Raw genomic sequence first — 23,570 nt, 5'->3', positions numbered from 1 at the left:
AATTCTGTAAAATAAAAATAGTGTACCAATAATAATTATAAAGCAAATACAGCTAAAAAAGAAGAAACTAGAAACATTTCGAAAATTTCGTTACAATAAAAGAGGTATTCTACTAAGGTTTGAAAGAAGGGGACTTCGTGAATAAAGAGACATTACAATTATTTCGTACGTTAACAGAATTACAAGGTGCGTCAGGTTTTGAACATGATGTACGCCGTTTTATGAAGCAAGAATTAAGCAAATATGCTGATGAAATTGTGCAAGACGGGTTAGGTAGCGTATTTGGTCTGAAAAAAGGGGACGAGACTGGCCCACGTGTTCTTGTAGCAGGTCATATGGATGAAGTAGGTTTCATGGTTACGCAAATTACGAAAAACGGGATGCTTCGTTTTCAAACGTTAGGCGGCTGGTGGAGCCAGGTGCTATTAGCGCAGCGCGTACAAGTTATGACGAAGAACGGTCCTGTTGTTGGGGTTGTTGGATCTATTCCTCCTCATTTATTAAGTGATGCGCAACGTGCAAAACCGATGGATATAAAAAACATGTTAATTGATATAGGTGCAGATAGTTATGAAGATGCGATTGAAATTGGTGTAAAACCAGGACAACAAATCGTGCCAATCTGCCCATTCACGCCGATGGCAAATGAAAAGAAAATTATGGCGAAAGCTTGGGACAACCGTTACGGCTGTGGACTTGCAATCGAATTATTAAAAGAATTAAAAGATGAAACATTACCAAACACATTATATTCTGGTGCGACTGTACAAGAAGAAGTGGGTCTTCGCGGAGCACAAACAGCTGCTAATATGATTCAACCAGACATTTTCTATGCGCTTGATGCAAGTCCAGCAAACGATGCTTCTGGTGATAAAACGCAGTTCGGTCAATTAGGAAAAGGTGCTCTTCTTCGTATTTACGACCGCACAATGGTAACACATAGAGGGATGCGTGAATTTATTTTAGATACAGCTGAAACACACAACATTCCGTACCAATACTTTATTTCACAAGGTGGTACAGATGCAGGCCGTGTACATACAAGCAATTCTGGTATTCCATCAGCAGTAATTGGTGTTTGCGCACGCTACATTCATACACATGCTTCAATTTTACATGTTGATGATTATGCAGCAGCGAAAGAACTAATTACGAAGCTTGTAAGAGCGACGGATAAAACGACGTTAGAGACAATTAAGAATAACGCGTAAAGAGGAAGGGCTAAAAGCTCTTTCTTTTTTTAGGTAGAAGAGATGACCCAGCGATGTGTGGTGGCGGTCGGTGCCTAATTGGTGCTCGAATGATGTATTAAGACCACGGGTAGGGAGAGAGAATAAGGCTGTTTTTGAGTTCGAGGTCGGCAATGTTGTGAGAAAAATCCTTCTTTTTTAGGTTGAATAGATGGCCCAGCGATGAGTGGTGGCGGTCGGTGCTTAATGGGTGCTCGAATGATGTATTAAGACCGCGGGTAGGAAGAGAGAGGAAGGCTATTTTTTTGTTCGAGGCCGGTAATGTTGTGGGAAGCCACCTTCTTTTTTAGGTAGGAGAGATGGCCCAGCGATGAGTGGTGGCGGTCAGTGCTTAATTGGTATTCGAGTGATGTATTAAGGCCGCGGGTAGGGAGAGAGAATAAGGCTGTTTTTGAGTTCGAGGTCGGCAATGTTGTGAGAAAAATCCTTCTTTTTTAAGTTGAAGAGGTGACCTAGTGATTGGTGATGGTGCTCTCGTTTATAAAGAGTAATTTGATTAAGGTGAAATGATGAATTTATATAGAGGTGATTGAGATGAAGGTAGTAGTTGGATCGAAGAATAAAACGAAGGTTGGAGCGGTGGAGAAGGTTTGGGGAGATGTTGAAATTACATCCCTTTCTGTTCCTTCAGGAGTAGCAAGCCAGCCATTTTCAGATGAAGAGACGATGCAAGGAGCGATAAATAGAGCGAAGCAGGCATTAAAAGTAGGTGAAGCTCAAATTGGTATTGGACTAGAGGGCGGCGTAATGAAAACAGAGCACGGTTTATTTATGTGTAACTGGGGCGCGCTTGCAACAAGTGATGGTAAAACATTTGTTGCAGGAGGCGCTCGTATTAAGTTGCCAGATGACTTTTTAACGCCACTTGAAGACGGAAAAGAGTTAAGTGAAGTGATGGAAGAGTTTGTACAGCGAAAAGATATTCGTAGTCACGAAGGTGCTATCGGTATTTTTACAGATGATTATGTTGACCGGACGGAATTATTTGTACACGTGGTTAAGTTACTTGTTGGGCAATATAAGTATGATGAAAAGCAAGCATAAACCTTGCACCGTGCGTGATGTATGGTAGTATAAAAAGAAAGATTATAACATGAAAAAATGTACTCGTTAGAGGAGGAAATATAGATGAAATCATTAGAAAGCATGGAGCAATTCCAAGAGTTAAAAAATGAAGAGAATGTAGTCTTTATGTTCTCAGCGGAATGGTGCCCGGATTGTCGCTTTGTAGATCCATTTATGCCAGAAGTAGAAGAGAAGTATAGTGATTTCTCATTTTACTATGTAGATCGTGATGAGTTTATTGATCTATGCGTGAAATTAGACGTATTTGGCATTCCGAGCTTTGTAGCGTACAATAAAGGTGAAGAAACTGGTCGCTATGTAAACAAAGATCGTAAAACACAAGAACAAATCGAAGAGTTTATTGAAGGTTTAAAATAAGGCAATTTGCCAATTGAATTGTAAAACAACCTCTACCTTCGCGGGGGAGGTTATTTTTTTGGAAGGGAGGAAACAGAGATGAAGATGACAAGTAAAAAGATGAAAGATGAGTTAATGAAAAAATTATCTCGCCCAGAATGGGACTTTCATTATGATAGCGAGAAAGAAGTTCTACGTATTGAACAGAAAGACTCGAAAAAAGGTATTAACGTATCACTTCCAGGAGTTGTAGCAAAATGGGAAGTGAACAAAGAAAAAGCGATTGAAGAGGTCGCTTATTACGTACAAGAAGCGTTAATTGCGATGCATAAAGAAGAAAATAGCGAGGCGAAAATTTTACCTGTTATTCGCTCTACTTCTTTCCCAAAACAAGCAGAAGAAGGAAATCCGTTTATTATGACGGATCATACGGCAGAAACACGTATTTACTATGCGCTAGATTCTAATAAAACGTATCGACTAATTGATGAGCGTCTATTACAAAAGTTAGAGCTTACAGAACAACAAGTACGTGAAATGGCATTATTCAATGCTCGTTCATTAGGCTATGAATTTAGGCAGGACACAGTAGCAGGTAATACATTCTACTTTTTAAACACAAATGATGGGTATGATGCGACTCGTATTTTAAACGAATCGTTACTACAATCGATGCGTGAAAAGATTTCTGGTGATATGGTTGTTGCTGTTCCTCACCAAGATGTATTAATTATTGCTGATATCGTCAACGAAATCGGTTATGATATTATTGCACAAATGACAATGAAATTTTTTGCCGAAGGGCATGTTCCGATTACATCACTTTCATTCGTATATGAAGATGGACACTTTGAACCAATCTTTATTTTAGCGAAGAATCGGAAGAAGACAGATGGAAAAGAGAAAGGATGAACGAAGTGAACGTTTTTTACAACCTTGAAGGAATTGGTGACACTTTAATTGTTGCCTTACAAGATATTAATTTAGAGACTCGTACTTTTGATCGCAAAGGAGATGTTGCTCGCGTTTATGATCGTGAAAGCAACGTAACGGGAGGATTCAACATCTTTAATGCATCTTCTTATTTAGAAGTAACAGAAACAGGTAACCTTACATTAACGAAAGAACTTGTTGAGAAAATCAACGAAATTTTAGCGAAGAACGGCTTTGAAGAAACAGTAGAAGCAGATCTTTCTCCGAAATTTGTTGTAGGTTATGTAGCTGAAAAAGAGAAGCATCCAAATGCTGATAAACTAAACATTTGTACAGTAGAAATCGGTACAGAAACATTACAAATCGTATGTGGCGCACCAAACGTTGACGCAGGACAAAAAGTTGTCGTTGCAAAAATCGGCGCTGTAATGCCAAGCGGTATGTTAATTAAGCCAGCTGAGCTTCGCGGTGTTCCTTCTTCTGGAATGATTTGCTCTGCACGTGAATTAGAGCTTCCAGACGCTCCACAAGAAAAAGGTATTCTTGTATTAGAAGATAGCTTTGAAGTTGGACAAGAATTTAAATTTTAATTGATGTAAGAAAAAATAGCCTCGCATATGTGGGGCTATTTTTTTGTGTGAAATTCCTAAGATTGTAACGTTTCTCTTTATAAACTATATTGTATTTTAAAAATGAATTAGGTAAAATTTAGAAAAAAGAAGGGGATAGACGTATGAAACAACAACCAAAAATCGCAGCACTTCTGAAACGAATTGAAACTTCCAAACAGCAAGATATTGAGCTAGGTTCCAATGAAATATATATATTTAGCGAAAACGAGTTAGAAAAAGGACAAATCGGTTATCGATATGATAAACATAAAAATTCATTAATAAGTAAAGAAAATGGAAGATGGCAAGAAGGATGGATTGTTATCGGATATGAAACGGATATGGGCGATCCAGTTTTCGTGAATGTCGATGATGATGCGTATCCAGTTTATACGGCGGAGCGCGGTACAGAAACGTGGCAACCTGTTAATATTGGAAGTATAGATGAGATTATAGGGCAATTATAAGAAAAACTTTGATTCCGGTGCAAAGTGATGGGAGAGAAATATGAAGTATATAAAAATAATGAGCGTGATTGCATTCATTGGCATATATATGGGAGGTTGTTCGCAAGCGCAACCGAAAAAAGAAACATCATCTGCTGTACGAGAAACAAGGGAAGATAAAAAGGAAGACGCACCGGTAGAAAAGCAGCAAGAAGAACAAGAAAAGAAAGAAGAGCCCCAAGCTGTTCAAACGAATGAGCAAGTAGAAGTGAAGCAGGAAGAAGCGTCGGCCGAGGAAAAGAAAGAGGAAACTACGCCGGTGCAGCCAACAGAGCAACCAGCGCAAAATAATGAACAAAAAGTAGAAAGTAAGGAGAAACAAGAAAAGTTTCTCGTTGTTATTGATCCAGGACATCAACAAAAAGCAAATTTAAATTTAGAACCAATTGGTCCAGGAGCAAATACTCAAAAATATAAAGTGACAGATGGCACAACAGGCGTTGTGACAAAAAAGAGAGAGTCTGTCCTTGTATTAGAAATGGCTTTTATATTAAAAGAAAAGCTGGAAGCAAAAGGTATACAAGTATTAATGACGAGAACGTCACAAGATGTTGATATAAGCAATAAAGAACGTGCGACATTCGCGAATGATCATAAGGCGAATTTATTTTTACGTCTTCATGCAGATGGTTCTGAAAATCCAAACCAAAGTGGATTTGCTGTATTGACGCCGGCAGAAGGAAGTCCGTATACGAAAGAGATCTATGCTGAAAGTCTTCAAATCTCTCAAACGATAGTAAATAAAATGAGAGAGAATCATCAAGTGAAAGTAAATGGAATTAAATTTCGAGATGATCTTTCGGGATTTAATTGGTCAAAAGTTCCTGGCGTGCTATTAGAACTTGGGTTTATGTCAAACCATGAAGAAGATAAAAAATTATCTGACCCGCAGTATGTAAATTCTTTATTGCAAAGTGTAACAGATAGTGTAGATGAATATCGGAAGAGTAAAGCTTAAACGCAGTCTTATATGGAAGGCTGCGTTTTTCCATATGAAAACGCTCGTAAATTAGAATATTATGGATAAATGTAACGTGCTTAATTTTACCTGCACTTTTTGCCGAATGCTGATACAATAAAGGTTGTTACTATTTAGTAGAAAGAGTGGTAAGCATGTTAGATTGGATGAAAAAGCTGTTTAACAAAGAGGAAGAACAAACAGCGATGAATAAAGAAGTACCGAAACAAGTTGAAAGTCAGCCGAAAATTCCTCGTGTAAACCACTACACTGAAGCAAGAGAAGCACAAATGGCAAGTAGGAATGCAGGTAAATGTCGTTTTCCATTAATACCAGATGATGGATTTGAAGAGGATGATGTAAGAGAATTACCTCACTTTGAAGAGCAACCTGTTCAAAGAGGTATATATGAAAATCAGCCTACTCAAAGAGGAGTAAAAGTGGAAAGAAGTAGGCGACCGTATGTGGAGAATGTAGTTTCTACATATGAAGAGCCGGAAGTGCAATATGAACCGGAGCCTGTCGTAAAAAAAGCATCTGTACCAGCGCAAGAAAGTAACCGTAGACCATTTCGTCCAACAGAAATGATTTCGCCAATTTACGGATATAATCGTCCTTCAGTAGAGCAAAAAGTTGTAAAGCAGGAGGAAGAAAAGGAAAGAGAAGATCTTGAAATATCTGTAGAGGGAAAATCGGTCGTTGATGCATGGTTAGAGAAAAAAGGATATGCATTATCTGATTTCTCAGAAGGGCAAGCAACGCCTTCTTCTAGTCATGTTGATCAGCGAGGTCAACAGAGTAAAAAGGAAGAAAAATCAGTTGTCGATCAATGGCTAGAGAAAAATGGTTATGAAATTGAGAGCCAAGTACCTTTAGTAGAAGAAAAAGAAGTGGTTCAAGAAATTAGTGCACCGCAGGAAGTTTCAGCGGATGAATTACTTCATAAAACGGTAGCTGAGCGTATGGAAGATGCAAAGCAAGAAAAAGATGTAGTGGTGTTAAACGAAAGCATTCTACAAGAAGAATTAGTAGATTCTAAAGTAGAGCATGAGGATACAATTTTATCAGAAGAAATTAAACGTAATACAGAAATAGAAGAAGCTACTATTGAAGTAGAACAGAAAACTCCAGAAGAAGCAGTGATTGTCAAAGCAGAAGAAAAACTTGAAGAAACAATCATAGTGGAAATACCAGAAGAAGTTGCAGAAGTGCCAAAAGTAGAAGTAATTGCAGAAACGGAACAGCTTGAAGAAGTAGAAGTAGAAGTAGTTATGGAAACAGAGGAATCTGAAGAGATAGAAGTAATTACGGAAACAGAAGAGTTTGAAGAAGTGGAAGTAATTGTAGAAGCAGAAGTAGTTATGGAAATAGAGGAATCTGAAGAGATAGAAATAATTACGGAAACAGAAGAGTTTGAAGAAGTGGAAGTAATTGTAGAAGCAGAAGAAGTGGAAGTAATTGCGGAAGCAGAAGAGTCTGAAAAGGCAGAAGTAATTGCAGAAACAGAAGCACCTGAAGAAGAAGTAATTACGGAAGCAGGGGCATTTGTAGAACTTGAAGAAACTCAGCAAGAAATGGTGTTAGATGAAGCAATTGAGCAAAAGAGCGAATTCATACATGTTGCTGAAGCGGATGAACAAACGAAGAAAGATGTTCAAAGCTTTGCGAATGTTTTAATTGCAGAAACAGAGGAAAGTAAACTAGTTGTGGAAGAAGCACCAATTGCTGAAGAAAAGCCAGTTGTAGAGGAAGTACCAGTCGCGGAAGCACAACTAGTTGTAGAAGAAGCACAAATCGCCGAAGAACAATTAGTTGTAGAAGAAGCACCAATTGCTGAAGAAAAGCCAGTTGTGGAAGAAGCACCAGTCGCGGAAGCACAACCAGTTGTACAAAAAGAAGAGCCAAAACGTGAGAAAAAGCGTCACGTACCATTTAATGTTGTTATGTTGAAACAAGACAGAGCGCGATTAATGGAAAGACATGTAGCAAGAACGAGTGCAATGCAATCTTCCGTGGGCGAACGAGTAGAAAATAAATCAGTACACAAAGTGGAAGAGCAACCAGTGCAACAAGTGGTGGTGGAGCCACGAGTGGAAGAACAACCAACGCAGCAAGTGGTAGTGGAGTCACGAGTGGAAGAACAACCAACGCAACAAGTGGTAGTGGAGCCACGAGTGGAAGAACAACCAACGCAGCAAGTGGTAGTGGAGTCACAAGTTGAAGAACAACCAACGCAGCAAGTGGTAGTGGAGTCACGAGTGGAAGAGCAACCAGTGCAACAAGTGGTAGTGGAGCCACGAGTGGAAGAACAACCAACGCAACAAGTAGTAGTGGAGCCACGAGTGGAAGAACAACCAACGCAGCAAGTGGTAGAGCAAGTACAAGAGAAAGCATATGTTGTAAATCAAAGAGAGAACGATGTGCGAAATGTATTGCAAACACCACCGACATATGCCATTCCGCCATTAACATTGTTGTCAATTCCGCAGCAAGCGGCGTTAGATAATACGGAATGGTTAGAAGAACAGGAAGAATTATTAAATACGACATTTAATAATTTCCATGTTGGAGCACATGTTATTAATGTATCGCAAGGTCCAGCAGTAACTCGTTTTGAAGTGCAGCCAGACCCAGGTGTGAAGGTAAATAAAATCACAAACTTAAGTGATGATATTAAGTTAAGTTTAGCTGCGAAAGATATTCGTATTGAAGCGCCAATTCCAGGGAAGAGTGCGATTGGAATTGAGGTTCCAAATAAAGAAAGTAAGCCAGTATTTCTTCGTGAAATTTTAAGAAGTCCTGTATTTACAAAGAGTGAATCACCGCTTACAGTTGCACTTGGACTCGATATTTCAGGTGATCCAATTGTAACGGATATTCGAAAAATGCCGCATGGACTTATTGCAGGCGCAACTGGTTCAGGAAAAAGTGTGTGTATTAACGCAATTTTAACGAGTATTTTATACAAAGCAAAACCACATGAAGTGAAGTTAATGTTAATTGATCCGAAGATGGTTGAGCTTGCACCATATAATTCTGTTCCGCATCTTGTAGCACCTGTTATTACCGATGTAAAAGCAGCGACGGCTGCGTTAAAGTGGGCAGTTGAAGAGATGGAGCGTCGTTATGAGCTATTTGTGCACGCAGGTGCTCGTGATCTAACTCGTTACAATACGATTGTAAGTGAGCGAGAAATTCCGGGAGAGACATTACCTTACATTGTTATTGTCATTGATGAGTTAGCTGACTTAATGATGGTAGCACCTGGTGATGTTGAGGAAGCGATTTGTCGTATCGCGCAAAAAGCACGTGCTTGTGGTATTCATTTATTAGTTGCGACGCAGCGTCCATCTGTAGATGTTATTACAGGTTTAATTAAATCAAATATTCCAACGCGTATTGCATTTACAGTATCATCTCAAGTTGATTCGCGTACGATTATCGATATTGGGGGCGCGGAAAAATTACTTGGCCGTGGTGATATGCTGTTTTTAGGGAACGGTACATCTAAACCAGTTCGTGTACAAGGTGTATATGTATCGGATGATGAGATTGAAAAAACAGTTGATCATGTGAGAAAGCAAATGAAGCCGAATTACTTATTTAAGCAAGAGGATTTATTAGCGAAAACAGAACAGGCTGAGTCGGAAGACGAATTGTTTTTGGATGCATGTCAATTTGTTGTAGAACAAGGGGGAGCGTCCACATCTTCTGTACAGCGAAAATTCCGCATCGGTTATAATCGCGCGGCCCGTCTCATTGAAGAGATGGAATCGCAAGGGATTATTTCTGAAGGAAGAGGAACAAAGCCGAGAGATGTCCTTATTTCTGAGGATGAATTTGCTGCTATGCAGGAAATGAATGTATAGTACACGGTTTTGCTGTATACTAATAGAAAATGTTGGATAGTAAAGTAGGGAGTAAAGCGACATGAAAGAAATTGAATTGAAATTAAAAGGTGAAATAAATCGACTAACGAATAAAACATTTAAATTTGATGAGCGTGTTGGAGAAGGTTGGTTCTCTGCCGTTTACTTTTTAAAGACTAGAGAAATCATTGAAGAATTTCGCCCGAAAAGTGTTGTAACGATGCAGTTTTTCCAAAAAGAGAATGCCGTTCTTTGCGGAGCAGATGAAGTAATCGCATTGCTACAAACATTTGCCAAAAATCCTGAGGAATTAGAAATTCATTCTTTAAAGGATGGCGATAATATTAGTCCGTTTGAAACAGTTTTAACAATTCATGGTCCTTATGAAAACTTCGGATTTTTAGAAGGTGTCATCGATGGAATTTTAGCTCGTCGTACATCGGTTGCGACAAACGTATATAACGTTGTCCAAGCTGCACGTAGTGTAGATAAAGAAAAACCAGTTATTTTCATGGGAGATCGTGATGATCACTATACGCAACAAGCTGGTGACGGTTATGCGGCATACATCGGAGGTATGAGCGCACAAGCGACGCATGCAATGAATGAGTGGTGGGGCAAGAGTGGTATGGGGACGATGCCTCACGCATTAATTCAAATGTTTAATGGTGATGTCGTTGAAGCGGCAAAAGCATATCATAAGAAATTCCCAGAAGATGAATTAGTTGTACTAATTGATTACAACAATGATGTTATTACAGATGCACTTCGCGTAGCGCGTGAGTTTGGGTCAACATTAAAAGGTGTACGTGTAGATACGTCTCGCACAATGATTGATCAATACTTCATTCGCCACCCAGAAGTACTTGGAACATTCGATCCGCGTGGTGTCAATCCATCGCTTGTATTCGCACTTCGTAAGGCGCTTGATGAAGAAGGATTCCAACATGTAGATATCGTTGTAACTGGTGGATTTGATGAGAAACGTATTCGTGAATTTGAAGCTCAAAATGTTCCTGTTGATATATATGGAGTAGGAAGTAGCTTATTAAAAATGAATATTGGATTTACAGGTGATAACGTAGAATTAAATGGAAAACCAGAAGCAAAAGCTGGTCGTAAATACCGTCCAAATCCACGTCTAGAGCGTGTTCAATTAGAAACAAAAGAAGATATGTAAAAGCGAGAAAAACTGATAGGTGATTGACCCTGTCAGTTTTTCTGTTATCATAGTATAACAGCTGGTTTTTTGCTATAATAAGTTTGTTATGGACATAAAAAGAAGTACGTACGTGGTTATCCTGATAAGTGAAGATTAAAGAAAACTTCGCTTCATCAGAAATGTATGATGATTACCAAAATAAGAAAAGATTCATATACTGTCTTATAGATAGGCCGTTGTATTAGTTCGAAATGTTGGAGGTTCTTTAAGATGACAGTTTACCATTTTGTAGGAATTAAAGGGACAGGAATGAGTTCATTAGCACAAATTCTTCATGACATGAAGCATACTGTTCAAGGGTCTGATTATGAAAAGCGTTTCTTTACACAAACAGCATTGGAAAAGCGTGGTATTTCCATCCTTCCTTTTGATAAAAATAATATTAAAGAAGGACAAGTGATTATCGCAGGAAACGCGTTTCCTGATACGCATGAAGAAATCGTAGCAGCAAAAGAATTAAATATCCCAGTACATCGTTATCATCACTTTTTAGGTGACCTTATGAATCAGTACACAAGTGTTGCTGTAACTGGTGCACATGGAAAAACATCAACTACAGGTTTGTTAGCTCATGTAATGCAAGGCGCACACCCAACATCTTACCTTATCGGAGATGGAACGGGGCATGGGGTAGAAAATAGTAAGTATTTTGTATTTGAAGCTTGTGAGTATCGTCGTCATTTCTTGTCTTATTATCCAGACTATGCAATTATGACAAACATTGATTTCGATCACCCAGATTATTTCTCAGACATTAATGATGTATTCAGTGCATTCCAAGAGATGGCATTGCAAGTGAAAAAAGGCATTATTGCATGTGGTGATGATGAAGAACTTCAAAAAATTCAAGCGAAAGTACCTGTTATTTTCTATGGATTTGGAGAAGATAATGATTTCCAAGCACGTAACATTCAAAAGAGAACAGATGGTACAATATTCGATGTATTCGTTCGTAATACGTATTATGATACGTTCAAAATTACAGGATACGGCAATCATAGCGTATTAAATGCATTAGCAGTAATCGCGCTTTGCCATTATGAAAATGTTGATGTGGAAGCAGTTAAACATCAGCTAACAACTTTTGAAGGCGTAAAACGTCGCTTTAATGAAAAGCCAATGGGAGAGCAAGTTATCATTGATGACTATGCACACCATCCTACAGAAATTAATGCAACGATTGAAGCAGCTCGTCAAAAACATCCAGAGCGTGAAGTTGTCGCTGTATTCCAGCCACACACATTCTCACGTACAGAAAAATTTTTAGATGAGTTCGCAGAAAGCCTAAGCAAAGCTGACCAAGTATACTTATGTGATATTTTCGGATCAGCGCGCGAAAACAAAGGTGAATTAACAATTGAAGATCTGCAAAAGCGTATCGACGGTGCAGAATTAATTACAGATACAACAACAGATGTATTAAAGAAACATAAAAAAGGCGTTCTAATTTTCATGGGCGCAGGTGACATCCAAAAATTCGAAGCAGCTTACGTAAAAGAAGTTCAAGTTGCAGAGAAGTAATAGAAAAGACGCACAGCTTGGCTGTGCGTCTTTTTTATTTACGTATTGACCTAGAGCTAACTCTAGGTTGTAAGATAAATATGTAAAAACAAGGGGGATAAAAACATGTATAAAATCGGTGAAGTGGCAGAATTAACAGGGATGGGTATTCATACTTTGCGTTACTATGAGAAATTAGGATTATTACCACCACCAACGCGAAATAGCGGGATTCGCCAATATACAGAAGGTGATGTGCGCCTATTAAAATTTTTATATTCGTTAAAACAAACTGGAATGTCATTAGAAGAGATGGCTGAGTTTGCAAGTGATGGATGCATTATAGAGGAAATTAGGCAGAGGAAAGAAGAAGTACCAGCGAAAGTAAAAAAAAGAATTTCAATTTTAACAACTCACTTGGAGCGGTTAAAAGAACAGCAGGAACAATTGCAAAAAGTAGTTCAGCTAACGGAGGAGAAGTTAGAAATTTATTACGGTTTTCTAGAAGGAAAAGACTTGGAGGCCGGAAATGAAAAATAAAGTATATGCGCAGTTATTAGGGTTTGCGATATTTACTGGTGGGACATTTAATGCTTCGAAATATGCGGTGCAGTATTTCGAAGCAATTCATATAGCGGCATGGCGTTTTGGGATTGCTGCATTTGTGATGTTATGTCTTTTAAAAATACGAAAAGACTTTGAGGTGGAGGTATGGAGGCAGAATAGGGTTTATTACCTTTTGCTAGGGATTGTTGGTGTATTCGGCTTTAACTTCTTTTTCTTTTTAGGTATGAAACATACAGAAGCTATTAATGGTGCGCTTATTATGGCAACCAATCCGCTTGTTACGACATTATTAGCAAGTGTCATTTTACGAGAGAAGATAGTGAAGCGCCAAGTAATTGGAATGTTACTTGCATTATTTGGTGTTGTTTTTGTACTTACACAAGCTTCATTTACAATACTGCAAAATTTATCTTTTTCAAAAGGGGATTTTTATATATTATTAGGGAATATTTGCTGGGCGTTATACGGTGTACTAAGCAGAAGGTTTATTAAAACTGGTAGCCCAATACAAACTACGACGTATACGATGACTATTGGTGCCCTTGCTTTTATTATGATATCTTTCACGCAAACAAGTATAGTACCAGTTTTGGAAATTCCTATATTAGCTTGGGGAGCGATTCTCTTTATGGCAATCGGAATGAGTGTGCTCGGTTACTTATGGTGGAATAATGGAATTGCACAAATTGGAGCAGCAAGAACATCTTTATTTTTTAATTTAGTGCCTGTTGTTACAATGTTTATTTCTTTTATAGAAGGAGTAAAGATAACACCTGCACAATGTATAGGGATGATATTAGTTATTACTGGAGTATTGTGTTCTTCAGGTTTTATACAAATAAAATCGAAAAAAGTGTGAATATTTAACATTTTCTATCCGTAGATGTTAGAATAATAAGAAAACTAAAAAGGGGCTAAAAACCATGTTCACACTCCGAGTAGACGACGAAATCGAACTACAACTATTAGAAAAACATCATAAAGAGGAATTATATCAATTAATAAATCAAAACCGTAATCATTTACGAAGATGGCTTCCTTGGATAGATGGGACGAAATCTGCGGATGCTTATGATGAAATTTTCCCGATGTGGTTAAAGAAATTTGCAGAGGGAGACGGTTTTGAAAGTGGTATACGCTATAAAGGAAAGCTCGTTGGGATGGTAGGCATTCATCCAGTGAGCTGGGGGAAGAAAGCGACGAGTCTTGGGTATTATCTTGCGGAAGATGCTGGTGGGAAAGGTATTATGACGCGTAGCGTGAAGGCTGTACTTCACTATGCATTTGAGAATTTAAAATTGAATAAAATTGAAATCAGATGCGGTGTTGAAAATGCGACAAGCCGCGCGATTCCAGAGCGTTTAGGGTTTAAATTAGATGGTATTTTAAGAGATGAACAATGGATATATGATCATTTTCAAGATATTGCTGTTTATAGTTTACTAGCTTCAGAATGGAAAGAGATTCAAGGTAAGTAAGAAATTTTATTACAGATTGTTTAAAAAGGTCATTTGCAAATGGCCTTTTTTTATGAATTAAAATGGAATTAATGGTATAATTTGGTTAGGGGTGTAGGTATGAACTTTCCAATTCAAAGAAGTAAATTAGCAGTAATTTTCGTTAGTCTTACGTTAGCTTTTATGTTTGTGTATCCAATTGTCATGCTTTTCACAAATCAAGAGCAGTGGATGTCAGCATTGATTGGAATGGGGTTATGCTTTATTGTAAATGTTCCACTTGTTTGGGAAGTATTTATTAAAAAGCATAAAGTAGAAAATGGTGTATTAAAATACGGCATCTTAAATGATGATGTTGTATTAAAAGACATAAGAATTATTCGGCAAGTTGGGAAGTCCCTTGAAATTACGACGAATGCATATAAAGTACATATGATTGCGATGCCTCAAAATATGACAAGTTTTTTGTCACTTGTTGAGAAAGAGAATCCACATGTAAAAATAGAAAAATAACTTTATATAGCGCAGGGGGATTAGAAATGAAAAAAGTCTGTATATTATTTTTGCTGCTACTAACCGTATCGATTCTTGTAATAGGATGTAGTACGAAGAAAGAGAAGTCTGATGTTAGCTTAGAAAAAGCACAAAAAATTGAAATTGAATCGTTTATTGATTCGAGTGATAAAAAAACAATTACCGATAAGAAAGAAATTACAAAGTTGTTTGAATCAATCAAAATGGATGAGTGGAAAATGGAATCGGCTCCTTTAGATACTCCGCAAGGGAAAACATTTAAAATGTATCAAGAGGATACACAAAAATTATTGGATTCGAGTAAAGATAAAAAAGAGTTACATGAAATTGGTACGATGACAGTATATAAAGATGTTCCTTATGTTGAGGTTGAATTGAAAATGAATAAAATAAAAAATAAAAATAGTTTTAAAGTACCAGAAGATGTGGCTAAAAAATTATTAGAGTATTAATGTGAATTTTTGTCGATAAATCGATATATCTTGATTTACGATAGATACATTTGGAAAATCGTTCATACAATTTCATTTACTAAGAAGTTGTTCAAAATGAAAGGGATGTTACCTAGTCGAAAAGTTCGACTAGGTAACATCCCTTATTTAATATTATTTTAAGTTCTCTGGGTTTAAAGCTTCTAATTCAGATACAACGAAGCGTCCGTCTTTACGGATTAATACGTCGTCGAAGTAAATTTCGCCGCCGCCGTATTCAGGGCGTTGGATGCATACTAAATCCCAGTGAATGTTCGAGTTGTTGCCGTTCCATGCATCGTCGTAAGCTTGTCCAGGTGTGAAGTGGAAGCTACCGTCGATTTTTTCATCGAATAGGATGTCTCCCATTGGATGTAAGATGTATGGGTTTACGCCGATTGCGAACTCACCAACGTAGCGTGCACCTTCATCTGTATCGAAGATTTTGTTAATGCGCTCTGAATCGTTTGCAGTTGCTTCAACGATTTGACCGTTCTCAAACTTAAGTTGTACATTTTCAAATGTATAACCGTTGTAAGGAGATGGTGTGTTGTAAGAAACTGTACCGTTAACAGATTCACGAACTGGTGCAGAGTATACTTCACCGTCTGGAATGTTTAAATGACCTGAGCATTTAATAGCTGGAATGTCTTTAATAGAGAATGTTAAATCAGTTCCAGGACCAGTTAAGCGAACTTTATCTGTTTTATTCATTAATGCAACAAGGCTATCCATTGCCTTATCCATTTTACCGTAGTCTAAGTTACAAACTTCAAAGTAGAAGTCTTCGAAAGCTTCTGTGCTCATTTTAGCAAGCTGTGCCATAGAAGCATTTGGGTAACGAAGAACAACCCAGCGCGTTTTCGGAACGCGGATGTCTCTATGAACTTTCTTGCCAACTGTTTGGCCGTGAACTTTCATTCGTTCACTTGGAACGTCAGCTTGTTCGTTAATGTTATCGCCAGAGCGAAGACCGATATACGCATCCATATCTTTCATTACGCTTGCTTCATATGCAGCGATTTGTTCGAAATGTTCTTCAGTAGCACCCATTAATAAAGAGCGATCTACTTGATGATCTTTTAAAGAAACGAATGGGAAACCACCAGCTGCATATGCTTCTTTCACAAGTGCAGTTACAAGTTCTTTTTGTAAGCCAAAGTTTTCAATTAACACTTTTTCGCCTTTTTGTAAGCGAATAGAGTAGTTGATTAAATTGTATGCTAACTTTTCAATGCGTGGATCTTTCATATGTAAAGCCTCCCTACTAATTATGTATCCTCTCCTATTGTAACCTACTTAGTGGAATTTGTTGAATCATTTATGTTAAAGTTAACGAATAAGTATGAAAATTCTAATGGAATATAGGGGTTAGAATGAAACGGTAAATGATTGTATAATAGGGGAAAGTATGAAAAAGATAAAGGAAGTGATGAAATGCAAGTTCTTTTATATGTAAGTGCGGCTATTATCGCGGTTGCTTTCGCTGTATTAGTAGTGTATGTATGCAGAACGTTGTTATCGGTTCAGAAGACGTTAGAAAACGTTGCAAGCACGTTAGAAGGTTTAGAAAAGCAAATGCAAGGAATTAGCGTAGAGACGGAGCAATTATTACATAAGACAAATGCGTTAGCTGATGATATTCAACAGAAGTCGCAGTCATTAAATAAAGTAGTAGCAGGTGTAGATGGGATTGGAACGACAATCCATTCTTTAAATACGAAACTTCGTAATGTATCAGAGTCTGTTACTGACGAGATTGAAAATAATGCAGATAAAGTAGCGCAAGTTGTACAGTGGAGCAGCGCAGCAATTGAAGTATACAACCATTATCGTGCGACAAGACAAGAGAAAAAGGTTGAAAAAGAAGAGCGTAAACTAGAAAGACTTGAGCAGAAAGCTGAAAAGAAAGAGAAGCGCTCTAGACTTCGTATGAGAGGTGAATCGTGATGAATATGACAAAACTGGAAACAATTGAAGAACTTGAAGTACTAGTGGAAAAGAACGAGCCTTATGTGCTATTTAAACATAGTACGACGTGCCCGATTAGTCATGGTGCATATACAGAATTTCAAGCGTATTGTAGTGAGGAAAGAGCAGTACCAGCTTACTATTTATATGTACAAGATGCGAGAGATGTTTCGAATCGTGTCGCAGAACAGTACAGTATTAGACATGAATCTCCACAAGTGCTATACATAAAAGACGGGATGGTAGTGTGGAATACGTCTCATTGGAATATTAAAAAAGACGCTTTAGAAGAGAATATTAAGTAAAAAGAAGCAAGCTAAAGGTGCTTGCTTCTTTTTTTTGTTTTTGTTGAAATATATTTAATGGTACACTATTAATAGTTCAAACTAAATAACTAGATTGTTGAAAGTAGGTTTTATGTAATGAAGAAAATGGCATTATCCTTCGCGGTCGTAAGTTTATTACTGGGAGCTTGTAGTAATGATACGATTAGTAAGAAGGATGAAGTTATACAAGAAGATACGAAAGAAAAAAGTATGATTCCGAGAACGGCTGTTTCTAAAGATTATTATAGAACTGTTATTCCTTTAAAAGAACAAAAGGTTATTAATACAGCTAATATAAAAACAAATTCTAAATTAGATTTAGCAGAGTATGAAAATGGTTTAATGAATATTGCGAAGCAACAATTTGATACAGAAAATCATGTACTGCAATTAAATCAGTATATTCCGGAGAAGCTAATAGATGAACTAGTTGCGAAAGTAGAAGCGCCAGTTTTGACGAATATTATAGAACAAGACTATTTCGAGAAACAGAAGTCAAATGAATTAAGTTTATCTGGTGTTGTGATTGGTTTAGCTATGTCTTCAAGTGTATCTAATGAAGAAGCTATTTCTAAAGGGACTGAAGTTGCTAAACAACTTGTAGAAGCTATTAATAAAAATGATAAATATAACAAATCGCCAATTACAATTGCTATCTTTAAGCAAGAAAACACAACTTCTTTAAAAAATGGTACGTATATTGCTAGCAATACTGTTCAAAAGAATGATACAAATATTGGGGAATGGAGTACGATTGATGAAAAAGCGTATTCGTATCCTTCCGATGAATTTACACAAGCACATGGAGAAGATAATAAAAAAATAAATGAATTTGCTGATTTAATAAAGCAGTTTTCTCCTGAAGATTTTATCCCAGTCAATGCTAAAGTTTCTTATAAGAAAAATCAAATGGACATGTTAAATATGAATATTGTTATTAAATATAACGGTAAAACAGAATTAATGGCCCTTACCCAAATGGCTACTCAAAGTATATTAGAGAAATTGCCTAAAGATGCGAAAGTACAATTGCAGATAAAATCCGAGAGTAAAATCGAGGCGGTTATTATAAAAGAGAAAAACAGCGATAAACCGTTTGTTTCCTTCTTGTAAAAAAGACAGTTTAAACACTGTCTTTTTTTTATTGCAAGTGAGAATGTACGAAGTTTTTTTGTAGTGATTTATTGTTATATTTCGTGTGAATATCGTATTTTGGTGCCATGGAAGATGATTCAAGATTAAGAAGAAGTCATTGGAAATGGTGTTATGACAGGTAAGTCAAATCAAATTCAAAAAAGTAAGAGGGAAATAATATGAACTTAAAAGATTTAAAAAGTAAACATATTAAGTATGATTGGAAAACTATTTTTGTAGGCATCCAAGGAAATTATTTTAGTAAAGACGTTATTTCTGATTATGCAGTAGAGTTGATGGGAATTGGTGATGAAAGCGGGTTTGTTAGTGAACTTACATGGGGAGTCTCTAATGAAAATTTAGGTAAGGTGATGTTAGAAATAAAAACTAATTATTTTCCTCAATTAGATGAAGAAAGCCCATTGTTAGTAGAGGAGAAAAGAAAATTAAGATTTATTTGTTTATCTGAAATAAAAGAAAGATGTAAAGAAGATAATGAGTTATTAAATGAAATTGCAGAGTTTTATGGAAATCACAACTACCCAGAAGATATGGTGAGTTTTGTTAATTATATGCCTCAAGAAGTTCCAACTACGAAAGAAGCTTTGGTAAATAGGTTTGAAAAATTTTTAAAATTAGAGGAAGAGAGATTTAAATATTAAATATATATAGTCACTACCAATAGGTAGTGACTTACAATTAGTTTCTGAAACGGGAAGTTGAGTTATGCTGGATTTAATCGCAGAGAATAATAATGGGCCATTTAAAACATAGACGTTACAACATATTTTTAAACAAATTTTCCAAGATGGTTTAGAGTTACAAGAAGACAGGATTGTTGAAATTAATGGTGATGGAAATCAGTATTTTATTGTGGGACCATACGCAGTGAAAAGTTATGAACAAGTACATCAAGTTGATGAAGCAATGAAAGAGCGCCGCATAATACACTTCATATTTCCGCTGTACCAATTTTAAAGAAAGAAACCTATTTCCCCCTGTCGTTGTCGATATAACGCATTCTATAGGACGCCGTGATCTTCTATTGCCAGTTGTGAAATGCTTCCAGATCCAGCGCATCAAATGACTATCATTGTCGATTTTTGTTGGTAAGTCGATATATTTAAAAAATCGCCGATATAAATTCCATTTACTATCGTACTGCTTAAAAATAAAGTATTTACCTATGGGATATCTATTTTTTTACAAAAAATGCCCTTTTTTTCATAAAAAATACGAAAATACGAGAAAAGAAGCGAATTTTTTCGAAACTTTTGCGGGAAAATATTGTATGAGCCTGCGTTTTTATCGTATCATTAGTAAAAGGAAGAACTCGGGACGATTGGTGGCATCTGCAAATAGAGTTGATGTCTTTTTTTCATTCAAGTAACCGATACATAAAAATAGATAACAAAAATAGAAGGAGTGTGCGATGAGATGAACGTAACAATCTATGATGTAGCGCGCGAAGCGAACGTTTCAATGGCTACCGTATCACGCGTTGTGAACGGTAACCCAAATGTAAAGCCTACAACAAGAAAGAAAGTATTAGAAGCAATTGATCATTTAGGATACCGCCCGAATGCGGTAGCACGTGGACTAGCAAGTAAGAAGACAACTACAGTGGGTGTTATTATTCCTGATATCTCAAATACGTTTTATGCAGAACTTGCTCGTGGAATTGAAGATATCGCAACAATGTACAAATATAACATCATTTTAAGTAACTCTGACCAAAACAAAGAGAAAGAGTTCCATTTATTAAATACGATGCTTGGAAAACAAGTGGACGGAATTGTTTTCATGGGTGAAGATATTACAGACATTCACATTGAAGAATTTAAAAAATCTCCAGTACCAATTGTATTAGCAGCGTCATTTGATGAGCAAAATGAAACACCATCAGTAAATATTGATTATACACAAGCAGCATACGATGCAATGAAGCACTTTATTGAGCAAGGCCATACGCGTATCGGTTTCGTCTCTGGTCCTTTCATTGATAAAGCGGCAAGCGCAAAGAAATTACAAGGTTATAAAAAAGCTTTAGAAGAAGCAGGTATTTCATATGATGAAAATCTTATAATCGATGGAGATTACACATATGATTCAGGTATCGAAGCATTTGAAAAGCTTTGGAGCCTTGATGAAAAACCAACAGCAATCTTCGTATCTTCTGATGAAATGGCACTAGGTGTAATCCACGCAGCACAAGACGCTGGATTAAACGTACCAACTGATGTAGAAGTACTTGGTTTCGATAATACACGCCTTGCATTAATGGTACGTCCTCAGCTTTCAACAGTTGTACAACCAATGTATGATATCGGTGCAGTAGCAATGCGTCTACTAACGAAATATATGAACAAAGAAAAAGTGGAAGATCACACTGTTATCTTACCTCACCGTATCCAATTTAGAAATTCAACGAAGTAAGTATAAAAAAGCTCACAGCGATTGCTGTGAGCTTTTATTCATATTCAGGATAGTATTTTTTAACTACTGTATCCACAGTTTCGTTTTTCTTAACGTGTAAAAACTTTGCGTACAATTCTTTCCCTGTTTCAAATGGCGTATCGTCTAATTCAAACACGTGTAACACTTTTCGAAATTTCCATGTGACTTGCTCCTCGTACACATTGTCGTATGTTAATTCAGATTGTATAGCGAGCTTTTCACCTAACTTATGCGCTTCCTCTAAACTGTTCGCTTTAACGAGAATGATGCTTTCTTCAAAAAGTGTATCGTGATTCTCTTCATAATGCTCATCTATTTTACTAGGATTAGGCTCACCTGAATGGACAGATTCAAACAATAATTTTACAGCGTACATATAGAAAGAATCTCCTTATGCTGAATGTTTAAATTTATAAATATGCTACTTTGATAATGATAATGTATTTGGAACTCTTCATAAGATATTCGCTATAGATGGGGGGATTCCTTGTTATATGTCACATAAATGCAAATTCAACTATTATAGGGCAATGTCATGTATAATAGAAAGAAAAGGCTTGTGAGGGGGGAGAAGAGATGATCATTCTTTGGATAATTACGCTTTGCATGACTGCTATTTTTGCATATATGACGTTAAAACAAAATGGCTTAAAGCGATTTGTTCCAGGAGGTACTCTTGCAGGGATTGCCCTTATCACATATGTAATTTCTATTTTTACTGAAAGTATTTCGATAGATGTAAGTGCGAACTTCATGTTTATTGGTATTACGTTATTTGCAGGGAGTATTATGGTACTGATGGTTGCAGGTATTATTTTATTTATTCATATGAATTCGGAAACGTTATAGCATATAAAAAAAGGCATGCCCCGAGAGGGCATGCCTTTTGTCCGTTCAATTATGCTCTATCTTTAGAAGAATTTTGTTGTTTTAGTAAGTCGCGAATTTCGCCAAGAAGAACTTCTTCTTTTGTTGGTTCAGGAATTTTTTCCTCTTTTTCTTCTTCTCTTTTAGATGTTAGTTTGTTGAAAACTTTAACAAACATAAAGATAGAAGCTGCAATAATTAAGAAATCAAAAATAGTTTGGATGAAGTTACCATACATAATAGCTGATTTACCGAATGTAATTTTTAAATCTGTAAAGTCAACGCCACCTAATACCATACCAAGTAATGGTGTGATAATATCTTTTACTAATGAACTAACAATTTTACCGAATGCAGCACCGATTACAACCCCGACAGCTAAATCAATTACATTCCCTTTGAACGCGAACTTTTTAAACTCGTTCCACATGTGTTAATCCCACCCTTTCCACGATTTATTATAAAATTTATAATTCCTATCAACATATTCTATAGAAATTTGTGAGAGAAATAAAGAGGAAATGGGAATGAAAGTAAATTCTGAAAAATGTATCCGTTTTAATTTTTACTTGTAGCGTCCAGTAGGGATTGCAACAGCTGCTGCGTTTTTAATGCTTCTAATCCATCTACAACAGGCTTTGTATCTCCATGTACACATTCGATAAAATGATGAACAGCATCTTCAAAACCACGTTGTTTTAACGTTGTATCCCATGATGGTGAACCGCTTTGTGAAACAGAGTTTTCCTGTTCGACTTCAAATATATTCATATTTTTTACGCGAATGATTTTCCCAGTCGTTACAAGTTCAATTTGTTCTAAATTTGTACCAGCATGGCGATGCATCGCGGTAGAAAGTAACAATCCACTTGGAGTTGTATATGTATGATGTCCGTACAGAAGTTCATTCTTTTCATTCATTTGCATCATATTATGAACGACGTTAAGATCATCATTAGCTAACCAGCGAGCAGTATCTACAATATGTAAGTAATCATCTAACATAGTAAAGTCGTACGTATACGGCCCCACTTTATTTGTGCGGTGCTTTTCAATTCGAATCCATGAAATATGATGAGCTTGTTTTTTTGCAGCAACATACATAGGAACGAATCGACGATTAAATCCGACCATTAACTTTCGATTATACTTTTCGCTCAACTCGACTAGTTTCTCAGCCTGTTCTACTGTAGCTGCTAGCGGCTTATCAACATAAACGTCGATTCCTTTTTTCAGAAGTTCAGAAACGATTTCATAATGTGTAGCAGTTGAACTGTGAACGAAGATTGCATCACATTCCGAAGCTAACGTTTCAATAGAATGAAAGTCTTGAATCCGGTATTGCTGGCAAACTTGTTTCCTTTTCTCCGCGTTAGGTGTAAACGCTCCTACAAAATTCCAATCTGTTTCTTTTGTAAGTGTTGGAAGATAGGCTTTTTGCGCAATACTTCCAAGTCCAATCATCCCAATTTTAGGTTTGTTCATATTTATTCCCACCGATACGATAAACTTAACT

The 23,570-nt window shown here is 36.8% G+C and carries 25 protein-coding genes and 2 pseudogenes; 23 read left to right on the top strand and 4 right to left on the bottom strand.

What is annotated here, in order from left to right:
- The first annotated feature begins 137 nt into the window (after positions 1-137).
- From COC96_RS13445 to COC96_RS13375, 15 genes are all read left to right on the top strand, one after another.
- A complete protein-coding gene (locus COC96_RS13445) occupies positions 138-1,211 on the top strand; it encodes a M42 family metallopeptidase (RefSeq protein WP_048528744.1) in 1,074 nt (357 codons plus the stop codon).
- Between the two features lie 573 nt (positions 1,212-1,784).
- Positions 1,785-2,294 carry a DUF84 family protein gene (locus tag COC96_RS13440; protein ID WP_098269359.1) on the top strand — a complete coding sequence of 170 codons (510 nt, stop codon included), beginning with the start codon at positions 1,785-1,787 and terminating at the stop codon, positions 2,292-2,294.
- 84 nt (positions 2,295-2,378) lie between these two features.
- Positions 2,379-2,693, top strand: coding sequence for a thioredoxin family protein (locus tag COC96_RS13435; RefSeq protein ID WP_000838192.1), 315 nt, complete (start codon positions 2,379-2,381; stop codon positions 2,691-2,693).
- A gap of 78 nt (positions 2,694-2,771) precedes the next feature.
- Complete coding sequence (locus COC96_RS13430) at positions 2,772-3,584, top strand: DUF1444 domain-containing protein (RefSeq protein WP_098269358.1); 813 nt, start codon at positions 2,772-2,774, stop codon at positions 3,582-3,584.
- On the top strand, positions 3,581-4,195 hold the full coding sequence (gene ytpR / locus COC96_RS13425) for a YtpR family tRNA-binding protein (RefSeq protein WP_098269357.1): 615 nt from the start codon (positions 3,581-3,583) through the stop codon (positions 4,193-4,195). Before COC96_RS13430 ends, ytpR begins: the two co-directional genes overlap by 4 nt.
- Before the next feature lie 143 nt (positions 4,196-4,338).
- Positions 4,339-4,683, top strand: coding sequence for a thiamine transporter (locus tag COC96_RS13420; RefSeq protein ID WP_098269356.1), 345 nt, complete (start codon positions 4,339-4,341; stop codon positions 4,681-4,683).
- 40 nt (positions 4,684-4,723) lie between these two features.
- Complete coding sequence (locus COC96_RS13415) at positions 4,724-5,680, top strand: N-acetylmuramoyl-L-alanine amidase (protein ID WP_098269355.1); 957 nt, start codon at positions 4,724-4,726, stop codon at positions 5,678-5,680.
- A 155-nt stretch (positions 5,681-5,835) separates the two neighbouring features.
- The gene (locus tag COC96_RS13410) at positions 5,836-9,549 is read left to right on the top strand and encodes a DNA translocase FtsK (RefSeq protein ID WP_098768923.1); all 3,714 of its coding nucleotides are present in this window, start codon (positions 5,836-5,838) and stop codon (positions 9,547-9,549) included.
- Positions 9,550-9,610: 61 nt separating this feature from the next.
- Positions 9,611-10,729, top strand: a complete 1,119-nt coding sequence (locus COC96_RS13405) for a nicotinate phosphoribosyltransferase (RefSeq protein ID WP_098268977.1) — start codon at positions 9,611-9,613, stop codon at positions 10,727-10,729.
- A gap of 252 nt (positions 10,730-10,981) precedes the next feature.
- A complete protein-coding gene (murC, locus tag COC96_RS13400; RefSeq protein ID WP_098268976.1) occupies positions 10,982-12,292 on the top strand; it encodes a UDP-N-acetylmuramate--L-alanine ligase in 1,311 nt (436 codons plus the stop codon).
- A 105-nt stretch (positions 12,293-12,397) separates the two neighbouring features.
- A complete protein-coding gene (locus COC96_RS13395; protein ID WP_098268975.1) occupies positions 12,398-12,811 on the top strand; it encodes a MerR family transcriptional regulator in 414 nt (137 codons plus the stop codon).
- A complete protein-coding gene (locus COC96_RS13390) occupies positions 12,801-13,697 on the top strand; it encodes a DMT family transporter (protein WP_098268974.1) in 897 nt (298 codons plus the stop codon). Before COC96_RS13395 ends, COC96_RS13390 begins: the two co-directional genes overlap by 11 nt.
- Positions 13,698-13,761: 64 nt before the next feature.
- Positions 13,762-14,316: a GNAT family N-acetyltransferase gene (locus COC96_RS13385; protein WP_098268973.1), complete on the top strand. Its 555-nt coding sequence runs from the start codon at positions 13,762-13,764 to the stop codon at positions 14,314-14,316.
- A gap of 99 nt (positions 14,317-14,415) precedes the next feature.
- Positions 14,416-14,808, top strand: coding sequence for a PH domain-containing protein (locus COC96_RS13380; RefSeq protein ID WP_098268972.1), 393 nt, complete (start codon positions 14,416-14,418; stop codon positions 14,806-14,808).
- A gap of 26 nt (positions 14,809-14,834) precedes the next feature.
- Positions 14,835-15,281, top strand: coding sequence for a hypothetical protein (locus COC96_RS13375; RefSeq protein WP_098268971.1), 447 nt, complete (start codon positions 14,835-14,837; stop codon positions 15,279-15,281).
- 153 nt (positions 15,282-15,434) lie between these two features.
- Here the strand turns inward: COC96_RS13375 and COC96_RS13370 are convergent, their stop codons facing one another.
- On the bottom strand, positions 15,435-16,550 hold the full coding sequence (locus COC96_RS13370) for an aminopeptidase (protein ID WP_098268970.1): 1,116 nt from the start codon (positions 16,548-16,550) through the stop codon (positions 15,435-15,437).
- A gap of 186 nt (positions 16,551-16,736) precedes the next feature.
- Between COC96_RS13370 and COC96_RS13365 the strand changes: the two genes are divergently transcribed.
- The 7 genes and pseudogenes from COC96_RS13365 (at position 16,737) to ccpA (ending at position 21,166) form a co-directional block, all read left to right on the top strand.
- The gene (locus tag COC96_RS13365; RefSeq protein ID WP_097905791.1) at positions 16,737-17,249 is read left to right on the top strand and encodes a DUF948 domain-containing protein; all 513 of its coding nucleotides are present in this window, start codon (positions 16,737-16,739) and stop codon (positions 17,247-17,249) included.
- Complete coding sequence (gene ytxJ / locus COC96_RS13360; RefSeq protein WP_001057467.1) at positions 17,249-17,575, top strand: bacillithiol system redox-active protein YtxJ; 327 nt, start codon at positions 17,249-17,251, stop codon at positions 17,573-17,575. Before COC96_RS13365 ends, ytxJ begins: the two co-directional genes overlap by 1 nt.
- 117 nt (positions 17,576-17,692) lie before the next feature.
- On the top strand, positions 17,693-18,709 hold the full coding sequence (locus COC96_RS13355; RefSeq protein WP_098268969.1) for a CamS family sex pheromone protein: 1,017 nt from the start codon (positions 17,693-17,695) through the stop codon (positions 18,707-18,709).
- A gap of 200 nt (positions 18,710-18,909) precedes the next feature.
- On the top strand, positions 18,910-19,392 hold the full coding sequence (locus tag COC96_RS13350) for a DUF2247 family protein (RefSeq protein ID WP_098268968.1): 483 nt from the start codon (positions 18,910-18,912) through the stop codon (positions 19,390-19,392).
- A gap of 64 nt (positions 19,393-19,456) precedes the next feature.
- Positions 19,457-19,669: pseudogene (locus COC96_RS28040) on the top strand (bifunctional 3-deoxy-7-phosphoheptulonate synthase/chorismate mutase); the annotation flags it as partial.
- Positions 19,660-19,790 (top strand): annotated as a pseudogene (locus COC96_RS28510) (bifunctional 3-deoxy-7-phosphoheptulonate synthase/chorismate mutase); the annotation flags it as partial. The pseudogenes COC96_RS28040 and COC96_RS28510, both read left to right, overlap by 10 nt.
- Before the next feature lie 377 nt (positions 19,791-20,167).
- Positions 20,168-21,166 carry a catabolite control protein A gene (ccpA, locus tag COC96_RS13335; protein WP_098768922.1) on the top strand — a complete coding sequence of 333 codons (999 nt, stop codon included), beginning with the start codon at positions 20,168-20,170 and terminating at the stop codon, positions 21,164-21,166.
- A gap of 34 nt (positions 21,167-21,200) precedes the next feature.
- Here ccpA and COC96_RS13330 read toward each other — a convergent pair whose 3' ends face one another.
- Positions 21,201-21,563: a DUF4288 domain-containing protein gene (locus COC96_RS13330; RefSeq protein WP_098268966.1), complete on the bottom strand. Its 363-nt coding sequence runs from the start codon at positions 21,561-21,563 to the stop codon at positions 21,201-21,203.
- 200 nt (positions 21,564-21,763) lie between these two features.
- Between COC96_RS13330 and COC96_RS13325 the strand changes: the two genes are divergently transcribed.
- Positions 21,764-22,036 (top strand): DUF3917 domain-containing protein, encoded by a 273-nt coding sequence (locus COC96_RS13325; RefSeq protein ID WP_098268965.1) that lies wholly within the window; start codon positions 21,764-21,766, stop codon positions 22,034-22,036.
- Between the two features lie 49 nt (positions 22,037-22,085).
- Here the strand turns inward: COC96_RS13325 and mscL are convergent, their stop codons facing one another.
- Together mscL and COC96_RS13315 are read right to left on the bottom strand one after the other, a co-directional pair.
- On the bottom strand, positions 22,086-22,484 hold the full coding sequence (gene mscL, locus COC96_RS13320; protein WP_098268964.1) for a large-conductance mechanosensitive channel protein MscL: 399 nt from the start codon (positions 22,482-22,484) through the stop codon (positions 22,086-22,088).
- 128 nt (positions 22,485-22,612) lie between these two features.
- Positions 22,613-23,539, bottom strand: coding sequence for a Gfo/Idh/MocA family protein (locus tag COC96_RS13315; RefSeq protein ID WP_098768946.1), 927 nt, complete (start codon positions 23,537-23,539; stop codon positions 22,613-22,615).
- Positions 23,540-23,570: the final 31 nt, after the last annotated feature.

The sequence above is a fragment of the Bacillus cereus genome (genome assembly GCF_002577405.1).
Lineage (GTDB): Bacteria > Bacillota > Bacilli > Bacillales > Bacillaceae_G > Bacillus_A > Bacillus_A cereus_AU.
The sequence above is the reverse complement of the archived record's forward strand: the minus strand, read 5'-3'. Positions and strand labels throughout refer to the sequence as shown.